The organism is Ruegeria sp. CDSA236 (genome assembly GCF_059611285.1).
Genome location: NZ_JBXWPG010000002.1, coordinates 289,469 through 316,226, shown reverse-complemented (window position 1 = coordinate 316,226; position 26,758 = coordinate 289,469). Strand labels below are relative to the sequence as shown.

The 26,758-nt window shown below is 58.4% G+C and carries 24 protein-coding genes; 10 read left to right on the top strand and 14 right to left on the bottom strand.

Features of this window, described 5'->3' with window-relative positions; translation table 11 throughout:
* Positions 1–51 precede the first annotated feature (51 nt).
* Positions 52–1,122, top strand: a complete 1,071-nt coding sequence (locus tag AC2FLB_RS05540) for a Hint domain-containing protein (RefSeq protein WP_496708799.1) — start codon at positions 52–54, stop codon at positions 1,120–1,122.
* Here the strand turns inward: AC2FLB_RS05540 and AC2FLB_RS05535 are convergent, their stop codons facing one another.
* Together AC2FLB_RS05535 and AC2FLB_RS05530 are read right to left on the bottom strand one after the other, a co-directional pair.
* The gene (locus AC2FLB_RS05535; RefSeq protein WP_271950215.1) at positions 1,123–2,313 is read right to left on the bottom strand and encodes a DegT/DnrJ/EryC1/StrS family aminotransferase; all 1,191 of its coding nucleotides are present in this window, start codon (positions 2,311–2,313) and stop codon (positions 1,123–1,125) included.
* A 40-nt stretch (positions 2,314–2,353) separates the two neighbouring features.
* A complete protein-coding gene (locus AC2FLB_RS05530) occupies positions 2,354–3,025 on the bottom strand; it encodes an HAD-IA family hydrolase (protein WP_142634920.1) in 672 nt (223 codons plus the stop codon).
* Positions 3,026–3,159: 134 nt separating this feature from the next.
* Here AC2FLB_RS05530 and glmU point away from each other — a divergent pair, with 134 nt between their 5' ends.
* The 4 genes from glmU to AC2FLB_RS05510 are packed head-to-tail and all read left to right on the top strand — an operon-like array spanning position 3,160 to position 7,571.
* The gene (gene glmU, locus AC2FLB_RS05525; protein ID WP_271950216.1) at positions 3,160–4,512 is read left to right on the top strand and encodes a bifunctional UDP-N-acetylglucosamine diphosphorylase/glucosamine-1-phosphate N-acetyltransferase GlmU; all 1,353 of its coding nucleotides are present in this window, start codon (positions 3,160–3,162) and stop codon (positions 4,510–4,512) included.
* 3 nt (positions 4,513–4,515) lie between these two features.
* Positions 4,516–6,336 carry a glutamine--fructose-6-phosphate transaminase (isomerizing) gene (gene glmS, locus AC2FLB_RS05520; protein ID WP_496690861.1) on the top strand — a complete coding sequence of 607 codons (1,821 nt, stop codon included), beginning with the start codon at positions 4,516–4,518 and terminating at the stop codon, positions 6,334–6,336.
* Between the two features lie 3 nt (positions 6,337–6,339).
* Entirely contained in the window at positions 6,340–6,885 is a 546-nt protein-coding gene (locus AC2FLB_RS05515; RefSeq protein ID WP_496690862.1) for a pyridoxamine 5'-phosphate oxidase family protein, read from the top strand.
* Positions 6,882–7,571: a DNA alkylation repair protein gene (locus AC2FLB_RS05510; RefSeq protein ID WP_271950220.1), complete on the top strand. Its 690-nt coding sequence runs from the start codon at positions 6,882–6,884 to the stop codon at positions 7,569–7,571. Before AC2FLB_RS05515 ends, AC2FLB_RS05510 begins: the two co-directional genes overlap by 4 nt.
* Here AC2FLB_RS05510 and AC2FLB_RS05505 read toward each other — a convergent pair.
* On the bottom strand, positions 7,559–7,975 hold the full coding sequence (locus AC2FLB_RS05505; protein WP_496690863.1) for a hypothetical protein: 417 nt from the start codon (positions 7,973–7,975) through the stop codon (positions 7,559–7,561). The genes AC2FLB_RS05510 and AC2FLB_RS05505 overlap by 13 nt on opposite strands.
* A 90-nt stretch (positions 7,976–8,065) precedes the next feature.
* Between AC2FLB_RS05505 and moaA the strand changes: the two genes are divergently transcribed.
* Complete coding sequence (gene moaA, locus AC2FLB_RS05500; RefSeq protein WP_496690864.1) at positions 8,066–9,073, top strand: GTP 3',8-cyclase MoaA; 1,008 nt, start codon at positions 8,066–8,068, stop codon at positions 9,071–9,073.
* A 1-nt stretch (position 9,074) separates the two neighbouring features.
* Positions 9,075–10,385 carry a 3-deoxy-D-manno-octulosonic acid transferase gene (locus AC2FLB_RS05495; protein WP_496708798.1) on the top strand — a complete coding sequence of 437 codons (1,311 nt, stop codon included), beginning with the start codon at positions 9,075–9,077 and terminating at the stop codon, positions 10,383–10,385.
* 28 nt (positions 10,386–10,413) lie between these two features.
* On the opposite strand, the gene AC2FLB_RS05490 is transcribed toward AC2FLB_RS05495, so the two are convergent.
* From AC2FLB_RS05490 to AC2FLB_RS05460, 7 genes are all read right to left on the bottom strand, one after another.
* A complete protein-coding gene (locus AC2FLB_RS05490) occupies positions 10,414–11,577 on the bottom strand; it encodes a M20 aminoacylase family protein (protein ID WP_496708797.1) in 1,164 nt (387 codons plus the stop codon).
* 15 nt (positions 11,578–11,592) lie between these two features.
* Positions 11,593–12,741: an MFS transporter gene (locus AC2FLB_RS05485; RefSeq protein ID WP_496708796.1), complete on the bottom strand. Its 1,149-nt coding sequence runs from the start codon at positions 12,739–12,741 to the stop codon at positions 11,593–11,595.
* Between the two features lie 68 nt (positions 12,742–12,809).
* Positions 12,810–14,087 (bottom strand): DUF3422 family protein, encoded by a 1,278-nt coding sequence (locus AC2FLB_RS05480; protein ID WP_142634941.1) that lies wholly within the window; start codon positions 14,085–14,087, stop codon positions 12,810–12,812.
* Positions 14,088–14,195: 108 nt separating this feature from the next.
* On the bottom strand, positions 14,196–14,552 hold the full coding sequence (locus AC2FLB_RS05475; protein WP_496689734.1) for a VOC family protein: 357 nt from the start codon (positions 14,550–14,552) through the stop codon (positions 14,196–14,198).
* A 160-nt stretch (positions 14,553–14,712) separates the two neighbouring features.
* Positions 14,713–16,167, bottom strand: a complete 1,455-nt coding sequence (locus AC2FLB_RS05470) for an NAD(P)(+) transhydrogenase (Re/Si-specific) subunit beta (RefSeq protein ID WP_496690868.1) — start codon at positions 16,165–16,167, stop codon at positions 14,713–14,715.
* Between the two features lie 13 nt (positions 16,168–16,180).
* A complete protein-coding gene (locus AC2FLB_RS05465) occupies positions 16,181–17,752 on the bottom strand; it encodes a Re/Si-specific NAD(P)(+) transhydrogenase subunit alpha (protein ID WP_496708795.1) in 1,572 nt (523 codons plus the stop codon).
* A gap of 128 nt (positions 17,753–17,880) precedes the next feature.
* Complete coding sequence (locus AC2FLB_RS05460) at positions 17,881–18,333, bottom strand: methyltransferase family protein (protein WP_496708794.1); 453 nt, start codon at positions 18,331–18,333, stop codon at positions 17,881–17,883.
* Between the two features lie 183 nt (positions 18,334–18,516).
* Between AC2FLB_RS05460 and kynU the strand changes: the two genes are divergently transcribed.
* Positions 18,517–19,710: a kynureninase gene (kynU, locus tag AC2FLB_RS05455; RefSeq protein WP_496708793.1), complete on the top strand. Its 1,194-nt coding sequence runs from the start codon at positions 18,517–18,519 to the stop codon at positions 19,708–19,710.
* Here kynU and AC2FLB_RS05450 read toward each other — a convergent pair.
* Positions 19,703–20,269, bottom strand: a complete 567-nt coding sequence (locus AC2FLB_RS05450) for a TetR/AcrR family transcriptional regulator (RefSeq protein ID WP_246097152.1) — start codon at positions 20,267–20,269, stop codon at positions 19,703–19,705. The genes kynU and AC2FLB_RS05450 overlap by 8 nt on opposite strands.
* A gap of 114 nt (positions 20,270–20,383) precedes the next feature.
* Here AC2FLB_RS05450 and AC2FLB_RS05445 point away from each other — a divergent pair, with 114 nt between their 5' ends.
* Both AC2FLB_RS05445 and AC2FLB_RS05440 read left to right on the top strand, forming a co-directional pair.
* Positions 20,384–20,848, top strand: coding sequence for a (2Fe-2S)-binding protein (locus AC2FLB_RS05445; protein WP_496690871.1), 465 nt, complete (start codon positions 20,384–20,386; stop codon positions 20,846–20,848).
* A gap of 3 nt (positions 20,849–20,851) precedes the next feature.
* Complete coding sequence (locus AC2FLB_RS05440; RefSeq protein WP_496708792.1) at positions 20,852–23,092, top strand: xanthine dehydrogenase family protein molybdopterin-binding subunit; 2,241 nt, start codon at positions 20,852–20,854, stop codon at positions 23,090–23,092.
* A gap of 42 nt (positions 23,093–23,134) precedes the next feature.
* Here AC2FLB_RS05440 and AC2FLB_RS05435 read toward each other — a convergent pair whose 3' ends face one another.
* From AC2FLB_RS05435 to AC2FLB_RS05425, 3 genes are all read right to left on the bottom strand, one after another.
* On the bottom strand, positions 23,135–23,914 hold the full coding sequence (locus AC2FLB_RS05435) for a gamma-glutamyl-gamma-aminobutyrate hydrolase family protein (RefSeq protein ID WP_496690873.1): 780 nt from the start codon (positions 23,912–23,914) through the stop codon (positions 23,135–23,137).
* A gap of 220 nt (positions 23,915–24,134) precedes the next feature.
* The gene (locus AC2FLB_RS05430) at positions 24,135–24,560 is read right to left on the bottom strand and encodes a GlcG/HbpS family heme-binding protein (RefSeq protein WP_271950308.1); all 426 of its coding nucleotides are present in this window, start codon (positions 24,558–24,560) and stop codon (positions 24,135–24,137) included.
* 25 nt (positions 24,561–24,585) lie between these two features.
* Entirely contained in the window at positions 24,586–26,718 is a 2,133-nt protein-coding gene (locus tag AC2FLB_RS05425) for a malate synthase G (protein WP_496708791.1), read from the bottom strand.
* Positions 26,719–26,758: the final 40 nt, after the last annotated feature.

Sequence of the window (26,758 nt, the reverse complement as noted above, 5' to 3'; positions counted from 1 at the left end):
GACGATTAGATCGCCAAAGCCGTTAAGGTTTTTGCTTCAAGGATTCTGCGAATGGCCCCAACCAATGTCATCGTAAATGGTACTTTTAATAGCGGTTCCGCAAATTGGTCTGGTACGGATATCGAAGCTGACCACACTGAGGGTGCCTATCTCGGGAATGGTTCATCGAATCGTGTGGCCGAAATGGATGGCAACGCAAGCCAAGTCACGGTGATGGAGCAAACCTTTACGCTGGATGACCCCAAATCCGGCGAGCTTAGCCTGGATTCCGCACTTAGGACGGCATCTAACTCAAATGCAGGCAGCGAAGGATTTACCGTCGAGATTCTGGACAGCAACGGCGTCGTTATCGCCTCGATGACTGTTCTGCCGACTGCGAACAGCTTTTCCACATTCACCATGCAGGTCGATTTCCCTTCCGCCGGTGACTATACCCTGCGCCTTACCGAACTTGGCCTTAATGATAGCCTTGGCGCCATTGTCGATAACATCGAGTTACTGGTGTGTTTTTGTCAGGGCACCTTGATCGAGACGGAACTCGGGGAACGTCCCGTTGAAACCTTGCGTGAAGGTGATCTTGTGCTGACCCGATCGGGGCTGAAACCTGTCAGATGGATCGGACAGCGGCATCTTTCGGCAACCGATCTGGCAATCAATCCAAACCTGAATCCGGTTCGAATCGCGAAATCCGCATTGGGGGACGGTTTGCCGAAACAGGATCTATTGGTTTCCCGGCAGCACAGAATGCAAATCTCTTCGGCGGTGGCGCAGCGCATGTTCGGATCGCCGGATGTGCTGGTCGCGGCCATCAAGCTGTCGGAATTGACGGGGATCGAGATAGACAACAGCCTTGATCAGGTTGTGTATTACCACCTGCTGTTCGACAACCATGAAATCGTTTTTGCAAATGGCGCCCCGAGCGAAAGCCTGTTGCTGACCGACACGTCACTGGCATCCGTTACGGCGCAGGCCCGCGAAGAAATCCAAATGATCTTTCCAAATCTGCTGGAAGCCAAAAATACGGTGCCGTCTTATCCGATCCCTGAAAATCGGCTGCAAAAACGACTGGTCGAGCGGCTGCGGAAGAACCAAAAATCCCCGCTCGAATCGCAGGCAATGTGATCAGGACTGGAACACCGCGCCGACTTCAGAGCGAATGATCCGTGCGATCAACCGGCAATCATCCAGTGAAAAAGTCAATGGCACCCGCATATCCATGATCCCGGTCAAAATGCGGTCACTCGCAGGCAGAGGCGCGCTTTCCACATATCGCCAACTGTCATAGCGCGAGGTAAACCCGGTGGGCTCTGCTCCGCCGAACCATTTCAGATCCACACCACGCGCCGCGCAGCGCTGCATCACAAGAGCAATCCGTTCGGGTGACCAGTCCAGCAGCAAGAACTGAATAGACGAGCCCACATAAGTTTCCGCCTCGGGTCGTTCGACAATGGTAAGTCCCGGCGTGCCGCGCAGCCCTTTTTCGATCTCGACATAGCGCTCATTCCACCGGTCAATCTGTTGTTCCAGGTTGCGAAGTTGCGGCCTAAGGATCGCGGCTCTCAAATTGTCCATGCGCCCTGAGACATTGGGCGTGGTGTACTTGATCCGCTCGAACACCTCTGGGCCCGGCGCTGCAAGGTGGCGCTCATACAGCATATAGGATCCTGAAAGGACCGTCGCCTTGGCAGCCAGTTCCTCGTCATCGGTGATCAACAACCCGCCTTCACCGGAATTTATGTGCTTGTAGGTCTGGCAGGAATAACACCCGATAACGCCCTGCCGTCCGGATTTTTGCCCGCGCCATGCGGCGCCCATCGTGTGCGCGCAATCTTCGATCACGGCCACACCGGCGGCATCGCAGATTTGCATCAACCGATCCATGTCACACAGATGCCCGCGCATATGGCTGAGCATCAGCACATCTGACTGATCCAGTTTGCTTTCGAGATCATCCAGATCAATCGTCAGCGCTTCGGTCACACCGACAAATACCGGCTTGGCTCCGATCGAGGCAATCGCCCCCGGCACCGGCGCCAGGGTGAAAGCGTTGGTCAGAACGGTATCTCCGGGCTGCACCCCTATCGCGCGCAATGCTGTCGCCAGTGCATAGCCGCCCGAAGAGACCGCCAGACAGTATTTTGCGCCGGTCTGCGCGGCAAATTCCTGTTCTAACAGGGCGGTCTCGGCCAGTTCGCCGGGCGAGACGTTATATCTGTGCAGCCGGCCATGACGCAAAACGGCCAGAGCCGCCTCGATCGCCTCATCCGGGATTGGTTCCTGCTGGGTGAAATTGCCAGTAAACTTCTCAGTCATCTTTTCGCTCTTGAGGCCGCGATGGGCCGGGGTCAAGGGGTCAGGCTGCAGCTCCGACCAAATCAAAAACAAGTTTCGGCAGGTCATCAAAATGATGCAACAGCGCTTCGGGTTTCAGCGCAGCCATGTCGTCGCCAGATGGCCCGAATGTTACAAGCACCGAAGGTACACCTGCAGCACGCGCCGTATTCCGGTCGGTGTCGGAATCCCCGATCAGAACGCACAGATCCGGGTGTCCGCCGGCCCGGCGGGCAGCTTCACGCAGGGGCTCCGGATCGGGTTTGCGAACCGGCAAAGTATCCGCGCCGACGAGTGAGCCGAACCGGTCGCGCACACCCATTTGGGTCAGCAGCTGATGTGCCAGAGCCTCGGGTTTATTAGTGCAGATACCAACGCCATAGCCGGCCTCTTTCAACTTTCCAACCGCGTCCAGCGCGCCTGGATAAAACCGGGTATGGGTGTCAATCGCCTCCGAGTACGCTTCTAAAAGCATCGGGTAATAAGCGTGAACAGCCTGCTCGTCATAGGCCCCAACCCGCTTCAAACCGTGGGTCAGCATCATCCGCCCACCACGCAAAGCGATACCAGCATCCTGCCCGTGGACCAGCACATCGCCGTGCCCCATATCGCGAAAACAATGGTTTGCGGCCTCCAGCAAATCCCCGGAAGTATCCGCCAGTGTCCCGTCCAGATCAAAGATGACTGTTCGCATTACGCCTCCTGCCTCGGCGGGTTTTCGCCACGTCTTGTTGCAAACGGCAATCTAGTTTGATGGCTGAACCGCTTGCGACTTTACCCTCAGCGGATAAAACGGACTGCAACAAAACACAAAGAGAAAACGATTTCATGAGTATCGCCCTTGTCATCCTTGCTGCCGGTAAAGGCACCAGGATGAATTCGGATATCCCGAAAGTCCTGCACCCGATTGCTCAGGCGCCTATGCTGGTCCATGCCATGCGCGCTGGTGCTGTTCTGTCGCCCGAGCGGACCGTCATTGTCACCGGGCACGGGTCCGAAGCCGTTGCCAAAGCAACCCTGGCCGAGGACGAGACCGCACAAATCGCCATTCAGGCCGAACAGCTGGGCACCGCCCATGCTGTCGCACAGGCGCGCGAAGCGCTGCAGGGTTTCAACGGCGACGTGGTTGTTCTGTACGGAGACACGCCCTTTTTGCAACCCGATACGTTGGAACGTATGATCGAAGCGCGGGCCAAGAACGATCTGGTTATTCTGGGTTTTGAGGCCGCAGATCCTGCACGCTATGGCCGGTTGGTTATGAACGGACAGGCCCTTGAACGCATCGTCGAATACAAAGACGCCTCGGATAAAGAGCGCGATATAACACTTTGTAACTCTGGTCTTTTGGCCTGTGACGCTGAATTACTGTTTTCGCTGATCGACAGCGTGGGAAATGACAATGCCGCCGGTGAATATTACCTGCCGGATGTCGTGGCAATCGCCCGATCCCGTGGCCTGAATGTCACCGCAGTCGCCTGTGACGAGGCACAGACGCTGGGTGTGAACTCACGCGTTGACCTGGCCGCTGCGGATGCGGTTTTTCAGGCCCGTGCCCGCGCCGAACTGCTGGATTTGGGGGTCACGCTGATGGCGCCGGAAACCGTCTATCTGGCCGCTGATACCGTCATTGGCCGCGATACGGTGATCGAACCCAACGTGGTCTTTGGCCCCGGTGTCACGGTGGAAAGCGGTGCAACGATCCGCGCGTTTTCGCATCTTGAGGGCTGCCATGTCAGCCGCGGCGCCATCGTCGGCCCCTATGCCCGCCTGCGCCCCGGCGCTGAGCTGGCAGAAAACACCCGCGTCGGAAATTTTGTTGAAATCAAGAATGCTGAAATCGCCGAAGGCGCCAAGGTCAACCATCTCAGCTATATCGGGGACGCAACGGTTGGGGCGGCGACAAATATCGGCGCGGGCACGATCACCTGCAACTATGATGGCGTGATGAAGCACCAAACGACCATCGGCCAGAACGTCTTTGTCGGATCGAACACCATGTTGGTGGCACCTGTCACCATTGGTGACGGCGCGATGACGGCCACCGGAACCGTGGTGACGCGCGATGTGGAAGCGGATGCTTTGGCCGTTGCGCGCGCCAAGCAGGACAACAAGCCCGGTTATGCGCGTAAATTGTTTGACATGTTGACGGCGAAGAAGGCTCGTCGCGACAAAGGAGCCTGACAGATGTGTGGGATTGTAGGCGTATTGGGCAAGCACGAAGCTGCCCCTATCCTGGTCGAGGCCCTAAAACGGCTGGAATACAGGGGGTATGACAGTGCAGGCATTGCTACGGTCAATGGCGGATCCCTGGGTCGGCGTCGGGCTGTAGGCAAGCTGGTAAACCTCAGCGACCTGCTGGTGCATGACCCGCTTCCGGGTAAATCCGGTATCGGCCATACCCGCTGGGCCACCCATGGCGCGCCGACAGTTTCAAATGCGCATCCCCACCGGGCCGGGCCGGTTGCCGTTGTTCACAACGGCATCGTTGAAAACTATCGGGAGCTGCGGACAGAGCTGGCGGAACACGGGATCGGGTTCGAAACCGAAACCGATACGGAAACCGTCGCCCTGATGGCTGAACATTACCTCAAATCAGGGCTGCCCCCGGTTGAGGCCGCCTATAAAACCATCGACCGGCTGGTCGGCGCATTTGCCCTGGCCTTTCTGTTTGACGGTGAAGATGACCTGATCGTAGCTGCGCGCAAAGGCTCGCCACTGGCAATCGGGCACGGGGACGGAGAGATGTTTGTCGGCTCGGACGCCATCGCGCTAGCGCCGCTGACGGATCGCATCACCTATCTGGAAGAAGGTGACCGTGCGGTTCTGACCCGCACATCGCTGGAAATCCGCAACGAAGCAGGTGAGCTTGCCAATCGCGAAACCCGCAAGATCAAAGTGGATCACAGCCGCGCCGACAAGGCCGGGCACAAGCATTTCATGGCCAAGGAAATCGCGGAACAGCCGATTGTGGTTGCCGAGGCGATCCGGTCCTACCTGCCCTCTGCCGGGGATCAGGTCGTTCTGCCGGGGGATCTGGATTTCACCAAGCTGGACCGTCTGACGATGGTCGCTTGCGGGACTGCTTTCTACGCCTGTTTGACCGCCAAATACTGGTTCGAGCAACTTGCCAGAATACCGGTCGAAGTCGATATCGCCAGCGAATTTCGCTATCGTGAACCTCCGATCCCGGAACGCACTATGGCGCTGTTTGTTAGCCAATCGGGTGAAACCGCCGACACGCTGGCCGCCCTGCGGTATTGCGACGGCAAAGCGGACAAGGTCGTCTCAGTCGTCAATGTTCCAGAAAGCTCGATCGCACGTGAAAGTGACATCGCCCTGCCGATCCATGCCGGGGTCGAGATAGGCGTCGCCTCGACCAAAGCCTTCACCTGTCAGCTGAGCGTGTTGCTGATGCTGGCGCTCAAGGCTGCCGCGGACCGTGGCACGTTGAACGACGAGGAACTTGCCGATCACGCCGCCGCGTTGCGCGGGCTGCCTTCGGTGCTGAACACCGCGTTGGATCAGAACCGGGCCATCAGGAAATCCGCCCAGCGCTTGTCCGAGGCGCGCGATGTTCTGTTTCTGGGACGCGGCCTGATGTACCCGCTGGCGATGGAAGGGGCGCTGAAACTCAAGGAAATCAGCTATATCCATGCCGAAGGTTATGCTTCGGGTGAGCTAAAGCACGGCCCCATTGCCCTGATCGACAAACACATGCCCGTGGTGGTTCTGGCCCCGCGAGACACGGTGTTCGACAAAACCGTGTCGAATATGCAAGAGGTCATGGCACGCAAGGGTAAAGTCATCCTGGTGTCCGATGATGACGGCATCGCCGAGGCCGAAGACGGGGTCTGGAGCACGATCCGCATGCCGCATGTGCACCCTAGCCTTGCGCCGATCCTCTATTCGGTGCCCGCTCAGCTGCTGGCCTATCATACGGCGGTGGCCAAGGGCACGGATGTGGACCAGCCGCGCAATCTGGCGAAATCCGTAACGGTGGAGTGACGCATGTCCAAGCAATTTCCGGCGCTGGATGACGCCCATCGCAAGTTTATCGAGGATCAGCATCTGTTCTTCGTCGGCACCGCCGGACCTGAAGGACGGGTCAATGTCTCTCCCAAAGGGATGGACTCGCTGCGGGTACTGGGGCCCAATCGGATTGTCTGGATGAACCTGACCGGCAGTGGCAATGAAACCGCCGGGCATTTGCTTGAGGTCAATCGCATGACCCTCATGTGGTGTTCCTTCACCACACGCCCGCTGATCCTGAGGACCTATGGCACCGCGCGTACATTGCATGCCGGGGACGAGGGCTGGGACGCGTTGGCCGGGCTGTTTCCCGACCACCGCAGCGCCCGCCAGATCTATGACATTGCGATTGACATGGTTCAGACCTCTTGCGGGTATGCCGTACCGTTCATGGAATACCAGTCCGAAAGGGACACGATGCAGAAATGGGTCGACGGTAAGTCCGATGACGATATCCGCGATTATTGGGTTGAGCGGAACCATCAGACGATCGACGGCAAGCCAACACGCGCTGCGGACCAATGACGCCCGTCACCTATCTTGACCAGATCCGGGCCCATGCCGACCCCGAGCGCGCCGTGCAGATGGCGGCTTATCACAAGGTCGAACGCCTCTATCTGGGCGTTGCAAATCCGGTTCTGAACGACCTGACCAAACTATGGCGACAGGAACTGGACGTTGCTGCGCGGGTGGATCTGGCTGACGCCCTCTGGCAGACCGATATCCACGAGGGCCGTCTGGCCGCAGCCAAGTTGCTGACCCAAGCCCGTATCCGCCCCGATGAGGCTGCTTGGGACCTGCTGCAAAGCTGGTTGCCAGATTTCGATGCCTGGGCGGTGGCAGATCACGCCTGTATGGCGATGCAGAAACGCTTGTCTGCGGACCCGGCGCGGTTGGATCAGGTCGAAAGCTGGACAGCGTCAGACCATATGTGGACACGGCGCGCCGCGCTGGTCGCCACCCTGCCCTGGACCAAGCAGAACCACCCTAAGCCAGAAGACCTGAACCGGCGCGACCGTATTCTTGGCTGGGCAGCGGGTTATGTGTCTGACCGCGACTGGTTCATCCAGAAAGCCGTTGCCTGGTGGCTGCGTGAGTTGTCGAAACATGACGCGGACCGAGTGGTTAACTTTCTGCGCGACCATAGTGCGGCCATGAAGCCCTTTGCTCGGCGTGAAGCTGGCAAATATCTGAAAGGTCAGTTGGAATAAACTTCCAGCTCGACAAGTTCGTCATAAGGCAAAAGCAGCGCCCGCATCGCATCCAGCGACAGCCTGCTTCCACTGCCTTGGGGCCCACGGGCCGGGACCAGCGTGATATAGGCCTGCGCCCCTGTTCTGGGCACGACAACGCGACCCGTGAACTCTGTCTCGACCAAAGGCGTTTCCATCCAGCGTCCCGGCGTTGTCGGGTCACCTAAGCTGGCAATGGTGGTCTTGGCGCCAACCCAACCTGCGGCGGTTGCGGGGACCCGAACGGATTCGGTGACGTCTGCTTCCGCGGCAACCTCTGGTTCAGCCGCAGGTTTGTCGCGACCGAAAACCCGATCAGTTGTCGAGCGGACAGTGTCACAGCCCGCAACAAGGATACAAATGGTCAGCAGAGCGTATTTCATGGCCTGAACTTAGCCCCCCTCACAGGACTGTGCCAGCACAAAGCACAGTTCAGGCTTGTCGCAGGCCAGTCGCCGCTTTACGTATGACGCATGACAGCTCCGCTTATCGACCCGTTCGCACGTGCCATCACCTATCTCCGCGTCTCCGTTACGGATCGCTGTGATTTTCGCTGTGTTTACTGCATGTCCGAAGACATGAAGTTCCTGCCGAAAAAGGACCTGCTGACGCTGGAAGAGCTGGACCGTATGTGCACGACCTTCGTGAAGATGGGCGTGGAAAAGCTGCGCATCACCGGGGGCGAGCCGCTGGTCCGCCGAAACATCATGTCATTCTTCCATGCCATGACCCGGCATCTGGACAGCGGCGCGTTGAAAGAGCTGACGCTGACAACCAATGGCTCGCAACTGCACCGCTTTGCTGACGATCTCTATGCGGCGGGCGTACGCCGGGTGAATGTGTCGCTGGACACGTTGGATGATGAGAAATTCAGCCAGATCACCCGTTGGGGCCGGTTGAAACAGGTTCTGAACGGAATTGATACTGCCCAAAAGGCTGGCCTGCGGGTCAAGATCAACGCTGTGGCCCTGAAGGGGTTCAACGAGGCCGAACTTCCAACAATCACCCAATGGTGCGCTGAGCGCGACATGGATCTGACCTGGATCGAGGTGATGCCGATGGGCGATATCGGGAACGAGAACCGTCTGGATCAGTACTGGTCGCTCAAGGATGTCCGCAAGGAATACGAAAGCCACTATACCGTGTCCGATCTGGCAGAACGCACTGGTGGACCCGCGCGATATGCGCGGCTTGAAGAAACGGGCCAGAAGATCGGCTTTATCACACCGCTGTCGCATAATTTCTGCGAAAGCTGCAATCGCGTCCGCCTGACCTGTACGGGTGAGCTGTATATGTGTCTGGGGCAAGAGGACATGGCCGATCTGCGTGCCCCCCTGCGAGATCATCTCGATACCGAGGTGCCGCTGGAACAGGCCGTCCGCGCGGCGATAAATCTTAAGCCCAAAGGTCACGACTTCGACTATTCCCGCCAGGCGGTCGACGGCAAGATGAGCCGCCACATGAGCCATACGGGCGGCTGACATGACCGCCCCCTCTGGCCAGCCGACGCTGCTTTACCGTTTGTATTGCAGCCTGACCGCCGTTGCTGCACCTTTGGCTTGGCGCACCGTGCGCAAGAAACTCCTGGCGGCAGATGTCCCGACAATTCGTCAGCATGAAAGGCTCGGCCATGCCAGCCTACCACGCCCCAAGGGCCGATTGATCTGGTTCCACGCTGCAAGTGTGGGGGAAACCCTGTCGGTCATCAGCCTGATCAAACGGCTGGGTGAACGCCTGCCGGATGCCCAGTTCCTGGTGACCTCGGGCACCCCAACTTCGGCGGCGCTGATCGAAAAACGGATGCCACCCCGTACGCGACACCAGTATCCGCCGCTGGACACCGCAGGGCCGGTCCGGCGATTTCTGGATCACTGGCGCCCCGAAGCCGGAGTATTTGTCGAAAGCGAAATCTGGCCACGCCTGATCGTTGACGCGGCTGGACGGGGAATCCCTCTGGCCCTGTTGAATGCCCGCCTGTCAGAGAAATCCGTCGAAGGTTGGAAAAAACGGCCGCAAACCGCACGATTCATTTTGGACAATTTCAGCCTGTTCCTGACCCAGAATGGCAAAACCGCCGCTAATCTGGTGGACATGGGGGCTGTGGCGGACCGCGTGCAACCGGGAACCAACCTCAAAGCGATGTCCGATCCGCTTCCGGTCGATAATTTTGTGTTGGAAGATATTCAGACCCAGATTGCAGGGCGTCCTGTGTGGATCGCCAGCTCGACCCATGCTGGAGAAGAAGAGATTGTTCTGGCCGCCCATGCGAAATTGTTGGAGCGCTGGCCCAACCTTCTGCTGCTGTTGATCCCGCGCCACCCCGAACGCAGGCAGGATGTGGCTGCGCTGTTGAAACAGGCTGGTCAAACTGCGGTATTCCGAACATCCGAAGGGCGTATCGACACCGAAACACAGGTCTATGTTGCCGACACACTGGGCGAGACTGGCACGTGGTACGCGCTTTGCCCGATCGTCTTTCTGGGCGGCTCACTGCATGAGATCGGCGGCCATAACCCGTTCGAACCCGCTCAGGCCGGGGCAGCGGTTATAACCGGACCCGGATACTTCAACTTTGCCGAAACCTTTGCGCCGCTCATCGAGGCCGGTGGCGCGATTGAGGTGAACTCGGCGCAGGCCCTGGCGGACGCGGTCACGACCTGGCTCAGCGATAAGGGCGCATTGGACACCGCGCGCGATGCTGCAAAATCCTGCGTCAACACGCAGAAATCCGCGCTCGATTCCATTGTCGAGACCCTGTGCGACCGGCTAAATCTGAAGACCACCGGCGTTTAGGGGCAGAGCATCTGCCTGCCCCTTGGGATCACGCCGCTGGCATCCTTTGTTCAACGATTTCGGCCCACCAACTGCATCCTGCAGGGATGGCCTCATCATTGAAGTTGTATTCAGGGTGATGCACTGCAGCGGTGTCCCCATTGCCCACCAGAATATAAGCGCCGGGGCGTTCTTCGAGCATAAAGGCGAAATCCTCGCCGCCCATGATCAGCGGAGCCTGGTCACAATCGCCCGAGACAGACCGCGCCACCTGGGCTGCGAAATCGGTTTGATCATCGCTGTTCACCATTACCGGATATCCCCGGTAATAGGTCACCTCAACCGCCCCTCCGAATGTGGCGGCCACTCCGGTGCAGATCTCGGTCACGCGCATTTCGGCCATATCTCGCATGTCCCGGCTCATTGTACGGACCGTACCGCGCAGCTTTACAGTCTGAGGGATCACGTTGAATGCGGTTGAAGAGGTTTCGAACGAGGTCACCGAAACAACCACCTGATCCACCGGGTCAGCGTTTCGCGCCGCGATGGTCTGGAGCGCCAGAACCGCCTGCGCCGCCATCACAGTTGTATCCACGGTTTCATGCGGCTTGGCTGCGTGGCCGCCTTTGCCTTCGAAAACGATGTCGAACTGATCAGTAGCTGCGAAAAACGCGCCAGGACGGATGGCGAAACTGCCCACCGGACGGCCGGGCCAGTTATGCATTCCGTATACTTCCTGAATGCCCCAGCGATCCATCATCCCGTCTTCACACATCTCACGACCACCGCCGCCGCCTTCTTCGGCAGGTTGGAAAATGACCACCACTGTCCCGTCAAAATTCCGCGTTTCCGAAAGGTATTTCGCCGCCCCCAACAACATCGCAGTATGACCATCATGGCCGCAGGCGTGCATCGCCCCATCGGTATTCGAGGCATAGTCCAATCCGGTCGCCTCACGGATCGGCAGCGCATCCATATCGGCACGCAAACCGATAACCTTGCCGCCCGTGTCCGCCTTGCCCTTGATCACACCCACCACGCCCGTTCGGCCAATTCCGGTGACCACCTCATCGCAGCCGAACTCTTTCAGCTTTTCCGCCACCAGCGCACTGGTGCGATGGGTTTCAAACAGGATCTCTGGATTTTGGTGGATATCACGCCGCCATTCCGTGATTTCACTCTGCAGTTCTGCGAACCGGTTTTTGATCGGCATGTGTATCTCCCAAAATCATCGTTCGTCGCTGTCACCGGGGCGCAACGCGCCGGATAACAGTACAATGAAAACAGCCAGCGGCAGCAAGGCCATGAATGCAAGACGCAATGTAAGCATCTCTGCCAGAAACCCAATAAGGGGCGGGCCAATCAACAACCCGCCATACCCTAATGTGGCCACGCTGGCGATGGCTTGACCAGGCGGGACATGCGGATCATTTGCCGCCCTGCTGAACGCAACCGGCATGATCACTGCATATCCAAGCCCCATCAGTCCAAACCCAACCAGAGCAATCCCGGGGCCATCGGCCGAGACCACAGCCAGCACCCCCAAGGCGGCGCATACCCCTCCGAAACGGGCCGTTGCGGTTGGTCCGAACCGCGCGATCACGACGCCGCCTGCAAGACGGAAGGCGACCATCGTGACCGAAAACACCGCAAATCCCAGCGCCGCGACACTTTCGGGCGCACCGGTCACATCCCGCAGGAAGATCGCGCTCCAATCTGCGACGGCCCCTTCACCCAACGCCCCGCACAGGGCAAAGAACCCGACAAGTATCAACCCACCCGACGGGAGGGCAAAAACCGCCCCGCCCGAGGGCGCAACACAGCGCGAATTCCACTGCACCCGGGACAGGGCCAATGTCAGCCCAACCACGAGGCCACCGGCCAGCAAAAAGTGCTGCATCACCGTCAGGTCCGCTTGCACCGCGCCAAATCCGCTCAACGCGCCCAAACCCGCCCCCAAGCTCCACATGGCGTGGAACGACGACATGACGGGCCTGTCATAGGCGCGCTCAACCTCGGCGGCCCAGGCGTTCATCGCCACATCCATCGAGCCGTGGAAGGCCCCGAATACGAACAGGAAAAACGCCAGCGCCCAAAAGCTTCCGGCAAAGGCCAGCAAGATAAGGGATGCGGTATAAAGAATGGCGATGATCCGTGTGATCACCACAGCCCCGAACCGATCTGTCAGACGTCCGGTAACCGGGAACGAACACACAGCCCCAGCCGCCATGAACAGCAAGCCGTAGCCAAGCGCTTCGTGCGACAGGTCCAGGTGATCCCTGACTGCGGGAATACGCGAGGCCCAGATCCCGAACAAAGCGCCGTTCAAAATGAACATGGCCGCCACGGCCCGCCAAGCGGCCATAATTCCGATCACGTATTTTCCTTTGCTCCGCGCCCGCACCTGTCAGTTCTACAGCCTAGGGAAGGTTTAGCAAACGCGGATTAGGCCAACCGCTTTCGTATATGCCTGATACCCAGCCAGACACACAGGACAACCGGCAAGGTTGCCGCCGCGGTCAGCATCCCCTTGCTGATCCCGGTGGCGGTCAACGGGTACAACAGATAGCTGGCCAGTGAGACCGCATAATAGCTAATCGCCACCACGGAAAGCCCCTCGACTGTGTGCTGCAACCTCAGGGCCAGATCAGCACGGCGGTCCATACTTTCCAGCAAGGCCTGATTCTGGGCGCTGCGTTCCACATCTACCCGGGTCCGCAGCAACTCACCCCCCCGGATCGCCCGGTCGGACAAGGTCTGCAGCCGACTTTCCGTGGCTTTCACTGTCCGAATTGCGGGCTCATACCTGCGCATCATGAAATCAGCAAAGGACTGACGGCCCTCGAACCTTTCCTCGCGCAATACCTCGATCCGTTGGTTCACGATGGCCTCATAGGCCCCGGTAGCCCCAAAGCGAAATGCGCATCGGGCAGAAAGTGTTTCCAATTCGATGGATGTTGACAGCAGATCCGGCAGTAGTTCGTCAGGATGCGCCGAGTTATCTGTCATCTGCCCCATAAGCCGGGTCAGCTTTCCATCCAGCTCTCCGATTTTCGGCATCAGTTGCTTGATTCGAGCAAAGCCCAACATGGACATGGCTTTGTAGGTTTCGATCTCGCACAGGCGCTGGATGATGCGCCCGGTTCGGCGCTGTCCTGTTCCCTTGGTCACGAAGAGCGCGAAGCGCATATGCCCAGCCGGATCAATCCGAAAGTCACTGGCACAAATCGCAGCATCATCCAGCACGCGCGCAACCGCAAGGCTTTCGGGTTCGAACCATTCGGCCAGCGCGGCTTTTACCGCCTCATCATCTGGTCTTTCAGTCACCCGAACCATGGCCGAGGTTATCCTCTGGCCCGGGCTGGCCATCAGCCAATCAGGTGGGAAAGCCTCAAAATCAGCGGGGTTGAAGGCCCGGTCACTGACATTCCGGGTGATCGCCGTATAGGTCACAAATTCCGTGTGCTGCTCCCACTTGAGCCAGTGACGCCCGATCTGACCCGCGTAATGCGTCGCGTCCGGCTGCGGGTGCTGCGCACCGTGTCGATCCAAAAGATTGACCAGATGGGCAATGTCTTCGCTCCGGTCCCGCGCTACCGCCGCCACGGGTTTCTTGATGGCCAAAAACGCAACGGTGCATGGCGTCGAGGCCACGGGAAACGGGCGCGCATGCAACTCGTTGGCCAGCGAATAGCGCAATGGATGATCGTCGATCGGCGTCATTGAATGCTCCGGCGTTGTCCGGCGCACTATACGACAGTTCAAAAATACATCAATTATCTTTTTATTTCAATAGCTTACATGGATACTACGGTATACAAACCCCTTATGTCATTGATTTGGCTGCCACAGTTCGATTGGGTTGCCCTCAGGGTCGTGAATACGTGCGAACTTTCCAACCTCGCTATCCCATTCCGGATTGGTCTCGACGGCAATGCCTGCGGCTTGCAACTGGGTCGTCATGGCAGACAGATCATCAACCCGAAAATTGATCATCCACTGCTGCTCGGCGCGGCCAAAATAATCGGTGTCCTGCGCAAACGGGGCAAAGACCGTATAGCCTTCGCGCTGCTTCCAGGGGACGGGATCGTAATGATGAACGCCAAGATGGGTCTCGTACCAATCCCGCAACGCTTCCGGATCTCTGGCGCGAAAAAACATGCCACCTATGCCGTTGACCTTTTCCATGGGGCACCTCCTAGTCTCTCTATAATAGCCCAAGGATACCACATTCCGCCCGCCTCATCTGGCCAAAAAAATCTTGGGGGCTTGGAGGCAAAGCCCCCAACATGACAAACAAGAAAAGGGCGCCCGAAGGCGCCCTTTGCATTTTGGTTAAGGCTTTAGATCAATCGATCATTGGCAGCAGCTTGTCCAGCGACTGTTTCGCGTCGCCATAGAACATGCGGGTGTTCTCTTTGAAGAACAGCGGGTTTTCGATACCCGAATACCCCGTACCCTGACCACGTTTGGACACGAACACCTGCTTGGCCTTCCAGCATTCCAGAACCGGCATACCGGCGATCGGGCTGTTGGGGTCTTCCTGTGCTGCAGGGTTCACGATGTCGTTCGAACCTATGACGATGGCAACATCCGTTTCCGGGAAGTCCTCGTTGATCTCGTCCATTTCCAGAACGATGTCATACGGCACCTTGGCCTCGGCCAGCAGAACGTTCATGTGGCCCGGCAAACGACCGGCAACCGGGTGGATCGCAAAGCGCACATTCTTGCCCTGCGCCCGCAGCTTGCGAACCAGTTCGGACACCGATTGCTGTGCCTGCGCCACGGCCATGCCATAGCCCGGAATGATCACCACGCTGTCGGCGTCATTCAGGGCTGCGGCAACACCGTCGGCCTCAATTGCAATCTGCTCGCCTTCGACAGCCATCTGCTCACCTTGCGGACCACCAAAGCCACCCAAGATCACACTGACAAAGTGCCGGTTCATCGCCTTACACATGATGTAGGAGAGGATCGCACCGGACGAGCCCACCAACGCACCGACCACGATCAGCAGGTCGTTGCCCAGCGAAAAGCCGATGGCCGCAGCCGCCCAGCCTGAATAGCTGTTCAGCATCGACACAACCACCGGCATGTCGGCACCGCCGATGCCCATGATCAGGTGATAACCAATAAACAAGGCGGCCAGCGTCATCAGGAACAGGGGCAGGAATCCGCCCGTGGACGTGTACCAGACCAGACAGATCAGCGAGAGCCCCGCCGCAGACGCATTCAGCGCGTGACCACCGGGCAGTTTGGTTGCCGTCGATGTGACCTTGCCAGCCAGCTTGCCATAAGCCACGACCGAACCGGTAAAGGTGATCGCGCCGATGAAGATGCCCAGGAACAGTTCCACGTGCAGGATTGCCAGCTCTGCCGCTGTCTTCTTGGCGATCAGCTTGGCAAACGCGCCCAGGTCGGACAGGTCGACGTCTTTGGCGGCATCAACAACCGCAAAAACTTCGGCGACATTCTTGATTTCAAAATGCGCGTTGAAACCCACGAACACAGCCGCCAAACCAACCAGCGAATGCATCGCAGCCACAAGCTGTGGCATCTCGGTCATCTGGACGCGCTGCGCCACATATTGACCGATCAGACCACCACCTATGATCAGCAGCAGTGACAGCAGCCACAAGCCCGAACCGGGGCCGACCAGCGTAGCGAAAACCGCCAGCGCCATACCGACGATGCCATACCAGACAGCGCGCTTGGCGCTTTCCTGGTTCGAAAGGCCGCCAAGCGAGAGGATGAACAGAACAGCCGCAACAACGTAGGCGGCAGTGGTGAAGCCATAATCCATGTGCCCGGCCTCCTTAAGATTTCTGGAACATGGCAAGCATGCGCCGAGTTACGAGGAAGCCACCGAAGATGTTGATCCCGGCCATGAATACGGACAGAGCCGCCAGCAGAATAACCAGGAACGACCCGGATCCGATCTGCATCACTGCGCCAACGATGATGATCGACGAGATCGCGTTGGTAATCGCCATCAGAGGCGTGTGCAGGCTGTGCGCGACGCCCCAGATCACCTGGAATCCCACGAAGATCGCCAGCACAAAGACGATGAAGTGCTGCATGAAGCTGGCCGGAGCAATCAGACCGATCAACAGCATTAGCGCACCGCCGATACCCAGCAAGGTGAACTGCTGTTTGGTTTGCGCCTTGAAGGCCGCAACTTCCTGCGCCTTTTTCTCCTCCGGGGTCAGCTCCCTGACCTCAGGCTTTTTCTGAGCGGCAATCGCCTGAACTTTCGGCGGCGGTGGCGGGAAGGTGATTTCACCTGCATGCGTCACGGTTGCGCCGCGGATCACGTCGTCTTCCATGTCATGGTTGATCTGACCGTCCTTTTCAGGCGTCAGGTCTGTCATCATGTGACGGATGTTGGTTGCGTAAAGCGACGAAGACTGTGCCGCCATCCGGCTTGGGAAATCGGTATAGCCGATGATGGTCACGCCATTATCGGTCACGATCTTCTCGTCAGCAACGGTCAGCTTGCAGTTGCCGCCTTTTTCCGCCGCAAGGTCCACGATCACCGAACCCGGTTTCATCGCTTGGACCATGTCCTTGGTCCAAAGCTCGGGCGCTTCGCGGTTGGGGATCAACGCGGTGGTGATCACGATGTCCATTTCCGGAGCAAGCTCGCGGAACTTGGCCAGCTGTGCCTCGCGGAATTCATCGGACTGAACACTCGCGTAACCGCCGGTTGCCGCGCCGTCCTGCTGGTCTTCTTCGAAGTCCAGATAGACGAATTCGGCGCCCATGGATTCAACCTGCTCCGCCACTTCGGGGCGTACGTCGAACGCATAGGTGATCGCACCCAGAGAGGTCGAGGTGCCAATGGCGGCCAGACCGGCCACGCCGGCACCTACGATCAGAACCTTGGCAGGCGGTACTTTACCAGCAGCCGTCACCTGACCGGTGAAGAACCGGCCAAAGTTGTTACCCGCTTCGATCACCGCGCGGTAGCCCGCTATGTTGGCCATCGACGACAGAGCGTCCATCTTCTGGGCACGACTGATACGCGGCACCATTTCCATGGCGATCACGTTGGCGCCCTTGGACTTGGCGGCCTCCATGCCCTTTTCATTCCCTGCGGGGTTGAAGAACGAGATCAATGTCTTGCCCTTGGCAAGACGCTTCAGCTCGGTTTCATTTGGCTGACGTACCTTGGCGACGATGTCGGCGGCTTTCCACAGCGCCGCCGCGGTTCCGATAACCTCGACACCCGCCTCTTTATATGTGGAGTCCGAGAACCCGGCCGCAGCGCCGGCCCCTTTCTCGATCAGGCACTCATACCCGAGCTTTTGCAGTTGACGGGCTGAATCCGGAGTCATCGCGACCCGGTTCTCACCGTCAAATGTTTCCTTTGGCGTTCCAATCTTCAACGGCGCGTCCCCCTAATTTTCGGTCAGTTCGCAAGGATAGTTGGCATTCTATCTGAAGAACCAGTTTTAACTGCGCAAGATTATTTCGCAAGCGCAGCATTGTTACGTCGTGTAAAATCCCGTCCACCTCAGATCCAGCGGCGGGTTTGCCTTTCATATCTGGCGAAATCCGTGCGAAAGGCACGGCGCATACGGTTTTCTTCCGGCACAATAAACCTGCGTTCCAAAATCCAGACAAAAACAGGCATCAACACCAAGGACAGCACCGCGTCGAAACGCAGAATCAAGCCGGCCAGAATAAGTACATCACCAACGTAGATCGGATTGCGGCTGCGCTTGAAGATACCTGTTTGAACCAGACTCGATGGAGTTTCATGCGGCAGTACGGTCGTTCGATGCCGACGAAACTCGGCAATCGCCAGCACGACAAGAACGACGCCGCCCCCGATCAGAAGGCCGCTGAGCAGGTCGGTAAACCCGCTGGCCAGCGACAGACCGAAGGACGCATAGGTCGCCTGCAGCCAGGCGAGAACGGCAAAGGCCGCCAACCAAGCGGGCGGAATGTCGAGTTTGCGCTTCATGCTTGTTCCTTTGATCCTGCGGTATGGATGTCGCATTTGTCGGGGTATGTACCGCTTTGCATCCACGAAAGCAAAACCACAGTTGGTCGCATCTGTGCATTTTCGGCCGAACGCGTAGACACGGCAGAACTGATCAGATAGCCCTTTAGTCAGACATTTGTCAGAATTCTGCACAGGACCTCCATGACTGATTTCGCTGCAACCAAAGCCATGTTCGATCTGCCGAATGGAACCATTTATCTGGACGGCAACTCGCTTGGCCCATTGCCACGTGCTGCCGCCGAACGGGTGAGTGGAATGATGACACACGAATGGGGTCAAATGCTGATCACCGGTTGGAACAAGGCCGGGTGGATGGGGCTTCCGACCGGGCTTGGCGACCGTATCGGACGGTTGATCGGGGCGGAACCGGGTACCATCGTGACCGGCGATACCCTGTCGATCAAGGTCTATCAGGCTGTTGCCTCGGCGCTGGAGCTTTGCCCCGACCGCAAGGTTGTGCTGTCTGATAACGGCAATTTCCCTTCGGACCTTTATATGGTCGACGGTCTGCTGCGTTCACTCGGATCGGAATACGAATTACGGGTGGTCGCACCCGAGGATGTTGCCGAAAACATCACCAAAGACGTCGCGGTTCTGATGCTGACCGAGGTCGATTACCGGTCTGGCCGGATCCATGACATGAAGGCGCTGACGGAACAGGCCCATGCGAACGGCACAATAACCGTTTGGGATTTGGCCCATTCCGCAGGGGCGATCCCGGTTGATCTGTCCAGCTGCAATGCGGATTTTGCCGTTGGCTGCAGCTATAAGTATCTGAACGGAGGCCCTGGCGCGCCGGCGTTCATCTATGTGGCGCCCCGCCATGCGGATCGCGTGCGCCCTGCATTATCCGGGTGGCTGGGCCATGAAGCCCCGTTCACGTTCGATCTGGATTACCGCCCCGGACAGGGTATCGAGCGGATGCGTGTCGGCACACCTCCGATCATCCAGATGACCGCGCTGTCTGCGGCGATGGACATCTGGGACATGGCCAACATCAAGGACGTACGCGCCAAGTCAATCGAACTGACCGAGCTGTTTATTTCGGGCGTCGAGGCCAACTGCCCTGACCTGAAACTGGCCAGCCCCCGCGACCCTGCGCAGCGTGGCAGTCAGGTTTCATTCCGTTTCGCCGATGGCTATGCCGCAATGCAGGCCTTGATCGCGCGCGGCGTGATCGGTGATTTCCGCGCCCCGGACATCATGCGCTTTGGGTTCACCCCGCTCTATATCGATGAGCAAGATGTAAACGGCGCGGTGGACATTCTGGCCGACATCATGACCAACCGGTTATGGGACGCACCGGAATTCAAAGTCAGACAGCGGGTTACCTGATTTCCAACGCTGCACCAATCATGGCGGCAAGGTTCGAGTTCATCCGGTCGAATTCTTGAAAATCCGTCGCGCTGATTTTGTTTCCCCGCAGCGCAGAGGCAATGGTCTCCGCAGTTTCTCTTGCGCCATCAAACAAACGGGCACGATCATTCGACGCTTCTTTCTGTAGCCACCCGGTATATAAAGATTGCAGCCGGGCCTCGCCCTGCGTGATGATATCCGAGGCCAGCGACTTTCCTGCATCTAACAGTTCCATCCCGTGTGGAGAGGACATGATCTGAGCCATACCATCGGTCTGCACGTGGATTGCCTGGCCGATGATCTGCGAAACCGAGCCGTCTGCCTGCAGGGCTTTCGCAACGGCTTCGATCTTCTCCTCATAGTGCAACTCGGTGAGTCTGCGCAGGATTGCCTCTTTGTTGTCGAAATACAGATACAATGCCGGGCGCGAGATCCCCACGCCCTTTGCGATTTCATCCATCGACGTCTTTTTAAAGCCGTAAGCCGCGAATGCCTTACGCGCCGAATCGAGTATGGCAAGGCACTTTGCGTCTAGCACGAAATCTCTCATCTGAACCTTTTGACACTTTTCACTCAATTTGTCAGTTGACACTCTGACACTCACACCCATTTATGTCAGAACGTCACTAAATGCCAAGAGGGAGACGCAGCCATGACGGCCAGCTTAAAGATAAATGGGACGTCATATGAGGTCGATCTACCCGAGGATGTCCCCCTTTTATGGGTTCTGCGCGACGAGATCGGACTGACCGGCACCAAGTTTGGCTGCGGGGTTGCGGCATGCGGCGCCTGTACCGTTCATATAGACGGAGAAGCCGTGCGCTCTTGCCAGGTTGCCTTGTCCGATGTCTGGGGTGACGTCACCACAATCGAAGGTCTGGGCAGCCCGGACGCGATGGCCAAGATACAGCAGGCCTGGGTTGACCATCAGGTTGCGCAATGCGGTTATTGCCAATCGGGTCAGGTCATGCAAGCCGCCGCGCTATTGGCCGAGAACCCCAGCCCCACGGATCAGGACATAGACGATGCGATGCAAGGCAATCTGTGCCGCTGCGGGACCTATCCCCGTATCCGTGCCGCGATCCATGACGCAGCCTCCAGACTGAAGGAGGCATAAGCGATGGCCTCCGTAGGAAAAATTCTTCGCCGCACGTTTCTCATCGGCTCAGCCGCCATTGTTGGCGGCGTCGCGTTTGGCGCCTATTATGTCAGCCGCCCGGCAGCTAACCCGCTGAAGCCTGGCGATGGGGAAACCGCGCTTAGCCCGTTCATCCTGATTGATCAGCAGGGCGTAACCCTGTTCGCGCCACGTGCCGAGATGGGACAGGGCGTAATGACCACTTGGGCAGCCCTGATTGCCGAAGAACTGGACGTCGAATTGGACGATATCCGGGTCCTTCACGGGCCTGCGGCAGCCGCCTATTACAACTCGGCCATTTTGGGTGAGAGCCTGCCGAACAAGGGATATGACATCTCGAATTTCCAGCACAATCTGGCACAGTCGTTGGGCGTTCTGGGCAAGGTTGTCAGTCTGCAGGTCACAGGCGGCTCGACCTCGATGCGCGATGGGTTCGAACGCATGCGCGAAGCCGGGGCCACAGCCCGGGAAACGCTGAAACAAGCAGCGGCTGATCGTCTGGGCCTGGAGCGTGACCAGTTGAAGACCGAAAACGGCGCCGTGATCGCGCCGGACGGGACGCGCATTCCCTATACTGAACTGGCTGAGGCCGCCGGACAGATCGAGCCCATGCAGGTCGAGCTGCGCGATCCCTCAGATTGGCATTTGCTGGGACAGAAACTGCCACGAGTCGACATGGTTGGCAAATCCACGGGCACGGCTGAGTTCGGCATTGACGTGCGCCCCGAGGGTCTGAAATTCGCCTCGGTTCGGATGAACCCGAAACTGGGCGGTGCGATGAACGGCTTTGACGCCAGCACTGCGGAATCCATGCCCGGCGTGGAAAGGGTGGTCGATCTGGGCAACGGTGTGGCCGTTATCGCCAATAACACCTGGCTGGCCATCCAAGCGGTTGAGGCAATAGACGTCGATTGGGCCGACGCCCCCTACCCGCCGGATACTGACGGTATCTTCGCAAAAATTGCCGAGGCATTTGACGACTCGCCAAATTCGACCATGCGTGACGATGGCGATGTTGAAACCTTGCCCGAAGGGGCCACCGAAATTACCGCTGAATATCAGGTACCCTATCTGGCGCATTCCACGATGGAGCCCATGAACGCCACCGCGCTGTTCACTGGTTCCAAGCTCGAGCTGTGGTGTGGCAACCAGGCGCCGACCTTCCTTCTTACCCGCGCTGCAAACACGGCGAATTTGGATAAAGAAGCGGTCGAGATTCACACCACCTATCTTGGGGGCGGATTTGGTCGTCGCGGAGAGCTGGATTTCATCGAAATCGCAACCAAAGTCGCCATAGCCATGCCCAATACTCCGGTCCAGACCACCTGGAGCCGCGAGGAGGACATGCGCCACGACTTCTACCGACCCGGTGCACTGGCGCGGATGCGTGGCGCGGTCAAAGACGGCAAGGCGGTTCTGATCGACGCGAAGGTTGCATCGCAATCCTGCACGCAACAGGCCGTAGAACGCATATCGGGCCTGCCCGGCGCTGGCCCCGACAAGGTCCTGGTCGAAGGTCTTTTTAACCAGCCCTATGCCGTGCCCAACTATCGCGTCAGCGGCCACATCGCCGATCTGGATGTACCTGTCGGGTTCTGGCGTTCGGTCGGCAATAGCCATAACGGGTTCTTCCACGAGACATTCATGGACGAGCTGGCCCTGGCCGCCGGTCGCGACCCGCTGGAGTTCCGTCTTGAGCTGGCCCAAACCGAGCACGCGCCTTCGGCAGCTGTCCTGCAAGCCGTCAAGGAAATGTCAGGTTGGACGGGTGATACGCCTGCCGGTGTTGGTCGTGGCGTAGCAATGACCTACAGCTTTGGCACCCCGGTAGCGCAGGTGATCGAGGTGGTCGATGAGGACGGCACCATTCGCATCGCAAAGGCGTGGATTGCCTGCGATGTGGGTCTTGCTTTGGATCCGGGAACGGTCGAAGCGCAGATGTTCGGTGGCATGATCTATGGCCTGTCAGCAGCCGTGATGGGTGAGATCACCTTCGCCAACGGTGAGGTCGAGCAATTTAACTTCCCCGACTATGACGCGCTGCGAATGCATAACGCCCCGGTGACCGAGGTTCGTATTCTGGAAACCAACCGCCATCTGGGTGGTGTGGGCGAGCCGGGAACGCCTCCGTCGATGCCAGCGCTTGGCAACGCCCTGTTCGACCTTACCGGCAAGCGCGCCCGCAGCTTGCCATTGATCAATCAATTCAATCTGCTGGTTTGATAGCAAAGCGCCGGTCCCTTCAATCAGGGCCGGCGCAGGGACTCAGGCGGTTTGTTTAACCAATCCCGATCGCACTCCTGCGGACCAGTCGCGTGCCGCATCGCCAAACGCCTCAAAAAGCGGCCGCGAGACAGGGTCATTGACCGCGTCCCATTCCGGGTGCCATTGCACCGACAGGGTGAAACCGGGCGCGTCCTGCACATAAATCGCCTCGGGCGTGCCGTCTGGTGCAGCGCCGTCAATCACAATGCGATGTCCAACAGTTTTGATCCCCTGCCCGTGCAGCGTGTTGGTCATCACCTCGGCAGCGCCCATCAACCGATGAAACACGCCCCCCTCGGTCAGGTTGACCACATGGCGCAGGGCAAATTTTTCTTCCAACGTGCCGTCGGGTGGCATCCGGTGGTTCATTCGCCCCGGCAAATTCCGGATTTCTGGATAAAGTGTTCCGCCCATGGCCACGTTGACCTCCTGAAAGCCGCGGCAGATGCCGAAAAAGGGCTGCCCTCTTTCGACACAGGCCCGCACCAAGGGTAACGTGATCGCATCGCGAGCCCGGTCGAAATCACCGTGCGCTTCGGTTGCGGGTTCGCCATATTCCTCAGGATGTACATTGGGGCGTCCTCCTGTCAGCAGGAAACCATCACAGACCTCAAGCAGTTCCTCGACACAGACATACCGCGGGTCGGCAGGGATCAGCATCGGCAAGCAACCCGAGACATTGGCCACGGCGTCCGAGTTCATCGTGCCGCCGGCATGAGTCGGATATTGATCGTTCATCAAATATGAATTGCCGATGATACCGACGACAGGTCGAGCCATTATTCTTTCCTAGTTCTTTCCGCACGTTCCGGGAAAGGTATCGACAGGGTCACAGGCGCGCAATAGCACATAGCCTGTGTGTCAGCGCAAGTCTCTGTTCACCCCTGCACAACAAGGGGCCTGATCGGACAACCGCCGAATAAGCCCTATTCGGTTTGCGCGCCGCTTGTGCCGCGTAAAGATCGGAGAGCCTTTGCCGGCTCTCCGAGTTCACCAAAGGTCAAACTTCGCCAGTCAGCCCGGCCGCTTCGATCCCGGCCATGGCAGCGATGGCGTCGTTATCCGACGTGTCGCCGGTCACACCGACTGCGCCGATTACGGCACCTTTTCGGTCACGCAGCAGAACACCGCCCGGAACCGGCACGACCTGACCGCCATAAACACCGTTTACGGCGGCCATGAAATAGGCCTGCGCCTCGGCGCGTTGCATCTGGGCTGTGCCCGCCATCCCCAGCATGACCGAGCCATAGGCCTTGCCCTGCGCAATCGCAAAACGACCAGGGGCAGCACCGTCTTCACGCTCAAACGCGATGACGTGGCCACCAGCATCAAGAACGATGACCGAGAGGGGTTTCAGCCCCAACTCGCGCCCTTTTTCAAGGGCTTTGCGGATAAGGGTACGGGCTTTGCGCAAAGAAATTACCATATTCGATCCAGTCATTTCTGTTGGGTTAAAGGCTGGCTTTCATCTCCAGACGGCGGGCGTGCAAGACAGGTTCAGTATAACCCGAGGGCTGAACACGGCCTTTGAAAACCAGATCACAGGCCGCTTGGAAGGCGATGCCGTCGAAACCGGGAGCCATTGGGCGATACGCCGGATCGCTATCATTCTGCCGATCGACCACTACGGCCATTTTCCGCATCGCGGCCATGACTTGCGCCTCATCGACAGTGCCATGATGCAGCCAGTTGGCCAAGGCCTGAGACGAAATCCGGCAGGTAGCACGGTCTTCCATCAGGCCAACATCATTGATGTCCGGCACTTTCGAACAGCCAACGCCTTGATCGACCCAGCGAACCACATAGCCCAGGATGCCTTGCGCGTTGTTTTCGATCTCACGCGCAATCTCATCATCGCTGAGGTTTCGGCCGCCCAGCAAAGGCAAAGCCAGCAGATCATCCAGCGTACCACGTGCGCCACCGGCAGCCAATTCGTCCTGGCGCTCTAGGACGTTGACCTTATGATAATGTGTTGCGTGCAGTGTCGCGGCAGTCGGCGACGGCACCCAGGCGCAAGTTGCGCCCGATTTCGGGTGACCGATCTTGGCGTCCAGCATGTCTCCCATACGGTCGGGCATCGCCCACATGCCTTTGCCAATCTGTGCCTTGCCCTTCAAGCCACATGCCAGACCGATATCAACATTGCGATCTTCATAAGACGCAATCCACGGCGTGTTCTTGATGTCGCCCTTGGGCAGCATTGGTCCTGCCTCCATCGAAGTGTGGATTTCATCCCCGGTCCGGTCCAGAAAGCCGGTGTTGATGAAGGCCACGCGCGATTTGGCGGCGCGGATACATTCCTTGAGGTTCGCCGAGGTGCGGCGCTCTTCATCCATAATACCGAGCTTTACGGTATTCCGCGGCAGGCCGAGGATGTCCTCAACCATATCGAAAATTTCGACGGCAAAGGCAACCTCTTCAGGTCCGTGCATCTTAGGCTTTACCACGTAGACCGAACCAGTGACCGAGTTGCCGCCATCGCGCTGCAGGTCGTGCATCGCAATCAGAGTGGTACACAGCGCGTCCATCAGACCTTCGCCGATCTCGCGCCCTTCGGCATCCAGAACGGCGGGGTTGGTCATCAGGTGCCCCACATTGCGGACCAGCATCAGCGACCGGCCCTTAAGAACACCAGCGCCACCGTCCGCCGCGGTAAAAGTCAGGTCATCGGCCAGTTTGCGTGTAAAAGTCGTGCCGCCTTTGCTGACCTCTTCGGTCAGATCACCCTTCATCAGGCCCAGCCAGTTGCCATAGGCAACCACCTTGTCCTCGGCATCCACACAGGCGACTGAATCTTCGCAGTCCATGATCGTCGACAGCGCCGATTCAAGATGCACGTCAGCAATACCGGCCGGGTCGGTGGCGCCAATGGTGCTGGAAGCGTCAATCACGACTTTGACATGCAGACCGTTGTTCTTCAGCAGAACAAAGTCCGGGTTTTCAGCGGCACCGCCAAAACCCACAAACTGCGCTGCATCTGCCAGCGCGGGCACCAGAACCCCATTTTCAACGCGCAGTTCTGACATTTCAGCCCACGATCCGCTGGCCAGCGGAGCGGCATCGTCCAGAAACCCTTTGGCCCAAGCAATCACACGTGCTCCGCGCGCATCGTCATAACCACCACCGACGGGAAGGTCGCCCATCGCGTCGGTGCCATAAAGCGCGTCATACAAGCTGCCCCAGCGCGCATTCGCAGCGTTCAGTGCAAAACGCGCATTGGTAATAGGAACCACCAGCTGAGGACCGGGAATCAACGCGATCTCGGGATCGACATTGTCGGTTTCGATCTGAAAATCACCGCCTTCAGCCACCAAATAGCCGATCTCGCGCAGGAAATCCTGATAGGCGACAGCATTATGCGGCTGGCCATTGTTTTCCAGATGCCAGGCATCGACGCGCCCCTGGATATCGGCCCGCTTTGCCAAAAGTGTACGGTTCTTTGGGCCCAACTCGTGAACCATTTGCGCAAGCCCGTTCCAGAAGGTGTCAGCCGCAACGCCTGTTCCAGACAGAGCATGCCCTTCTATGAATTCGGTCAGAATCCCGTCGACCTTGAGTCCGCTCCGCATCTGTCTGCTGCTCATGCCACATTCCCTCGTATGTACGCCGTTGTATACAGGCCCC

What these genes read in the sequence shown, in the direction of transcription:
- AC2FLB_RS05540 (WP_496708799.1), top strand. Translation starts at nt 52, where the DNA reads ATGGCCCCAACCAATGTCATCGTAAATGGTACTTTTAATAGCGGTTCC.
- AC2FLB_RS05535 (WP_271950215.1), bottom strand. Translation starts at nt 2,313, where the DNA reads ATGACTGAGAAGTTTACTGGCAATTTCACCCAGCAGGAACCAATCCCG.
- AC2FLB_RS05530 (WP_142634920.1), bottom strand. Translation starts at nt 3,025, where the DNA reads ATGCGAACAGTCATCTTTGATCTGGACGGGACACTGGCGGATACTTCC.
- glmU (WP_271950216.1), top strand. Translation starts at nt 3,160, where the DNA reads ATGAGTATCGCCCTTGTCATCCTTGCTGCCGGTAAAGGCACCAGGATG.
- glmS (WP_496690861.1), top strand. Translation starts at nt 4,516, where the DNA reads ATGTGTGGGATTGTAGGCGTATTGGGCAAGCACGAAGCTGCCCCTATC.
- AC2FLB_RS05515 (WP_496690862.1), top strand. Translation starts at nt 6,340, where the DNA reads ATGTCCAAGCAATTTCCGGCGCTGGATGACGCCCATCGCAAGTTTATC.
- AC2FLB_RS05510 (WP_271950220.1), top strand. Translation starts at nt 6,882, where the DNA reads ATGACGCCCGTCACCTATCTTGACCAGATCCGGGCCCATGCCGACCCC.
- AC2FLB_RS05505 (WP_496690863.1), bottom strand. Translation starts at nt 7,975, where the DNA reads ATGAAATACGCTCTGCTGACCATTTGTATCCTTGTTGCGGGCTGTGAC.
- moaA (WP_496690864.1), top strand. Translation starts at nt 8,066, where the DNA reads ATGACAGCTCCGCTTATCGACCCGTTCGCACGTGCCATCACCTATCTC.
- AC2FLB_RS05495 (WP_496708798.1), top strand. Translation starts at nt 9,075, where the DNA reads ATGACCGCCCCCTCTGGCCAGCCGACGCTGCTTTACCGTTTGTATTGC.
- AC2FLB_RS05490 (WP_496708797.1), bottom strand. Translation starts at nt 11,577, where the DNA reads ATGCCGATCAAAAACCGGTTCGCAGAACTGCAGAGTGAAATCACGGAA.
- AC2FLB_RS05480 (WP_142634941.1), bottom strand. Translation starts at nt 14,087, where the DNA reads ATGACGCCGATCGACGATCATCCATTGCGCTATTCGCTGGCCAACGAG.
- AC2FLB_RS05475 (WP_496689734.1), bottom strand. Translation starts at nt 14,552, where the DNA reads ATGGAAAAGGTCAACGGCATAGGTGGCATGTTTTTTCGCGCCAGAGAT.
- AC2FLB_RS05470 (WP_496690868.1), bottom strand. Translation starts at nt 16,167, where the DNA reads ATGGATTATGGCTTCACCACTGCCGCCTACGTTGTTGCGGCTGTTCTG.
- AC2FLB_RS05460 (WP_496708794.1), bottom strand. Translation starts at nt 18,333, where the DNA reads ATGAAGCGCAAACTCGACATTCCGCCCGCTTGGTTGGCGGCCTTTGCC.
- kynU (WP_496708793.1), top strand. Translation starts at nt 18,517, where the DNA reads ATGACTGATTTCGCTGCAACCAAAGCCATGTTCGATCTGCCGAATGGA.
- AC2FLB_RS05445 (WP_496690871.1), top strand. Translation starts at nt 20,384, where the DNA reads ATGACGGCCAGCTTAAAGATAAATGGGACGTCATATGAGGTCGATCTA.
- AC2FLB_RS05440 (WP_496708792.1), top strand. Translation starts at nt 20,852, where the DNA reads ATGGCCTCCGTAGGAAAAATTCTTCGCCGCACGTTTCTCATCGGCTCA.
- AC2FLB_RS05435 (WP_496690873.1), bottom strand. Translation starts at nt 23,914, where the DNA reads ATGGCTCGACCTGTCGTCGGTATCATCGGCAATTCATATTTGATGAAC.
- AC2FLB_RS05430 (WP_271950308.1), bottom strand. Translation starts at nt 24,560, where the DNA reads ATGGTAATTTCTTTGCGCAAAGCCCGTACCCTTATCCGCAAAGCCCTT.
- AC2FLB_RS05425 (WP_496708791.1), bottom strand. Translation starts at nt 26,718, where the DNA reads ATGAGCAGCAGACAGATGCGGAGCGGACTCAAGGTCGACGGGATTCTG.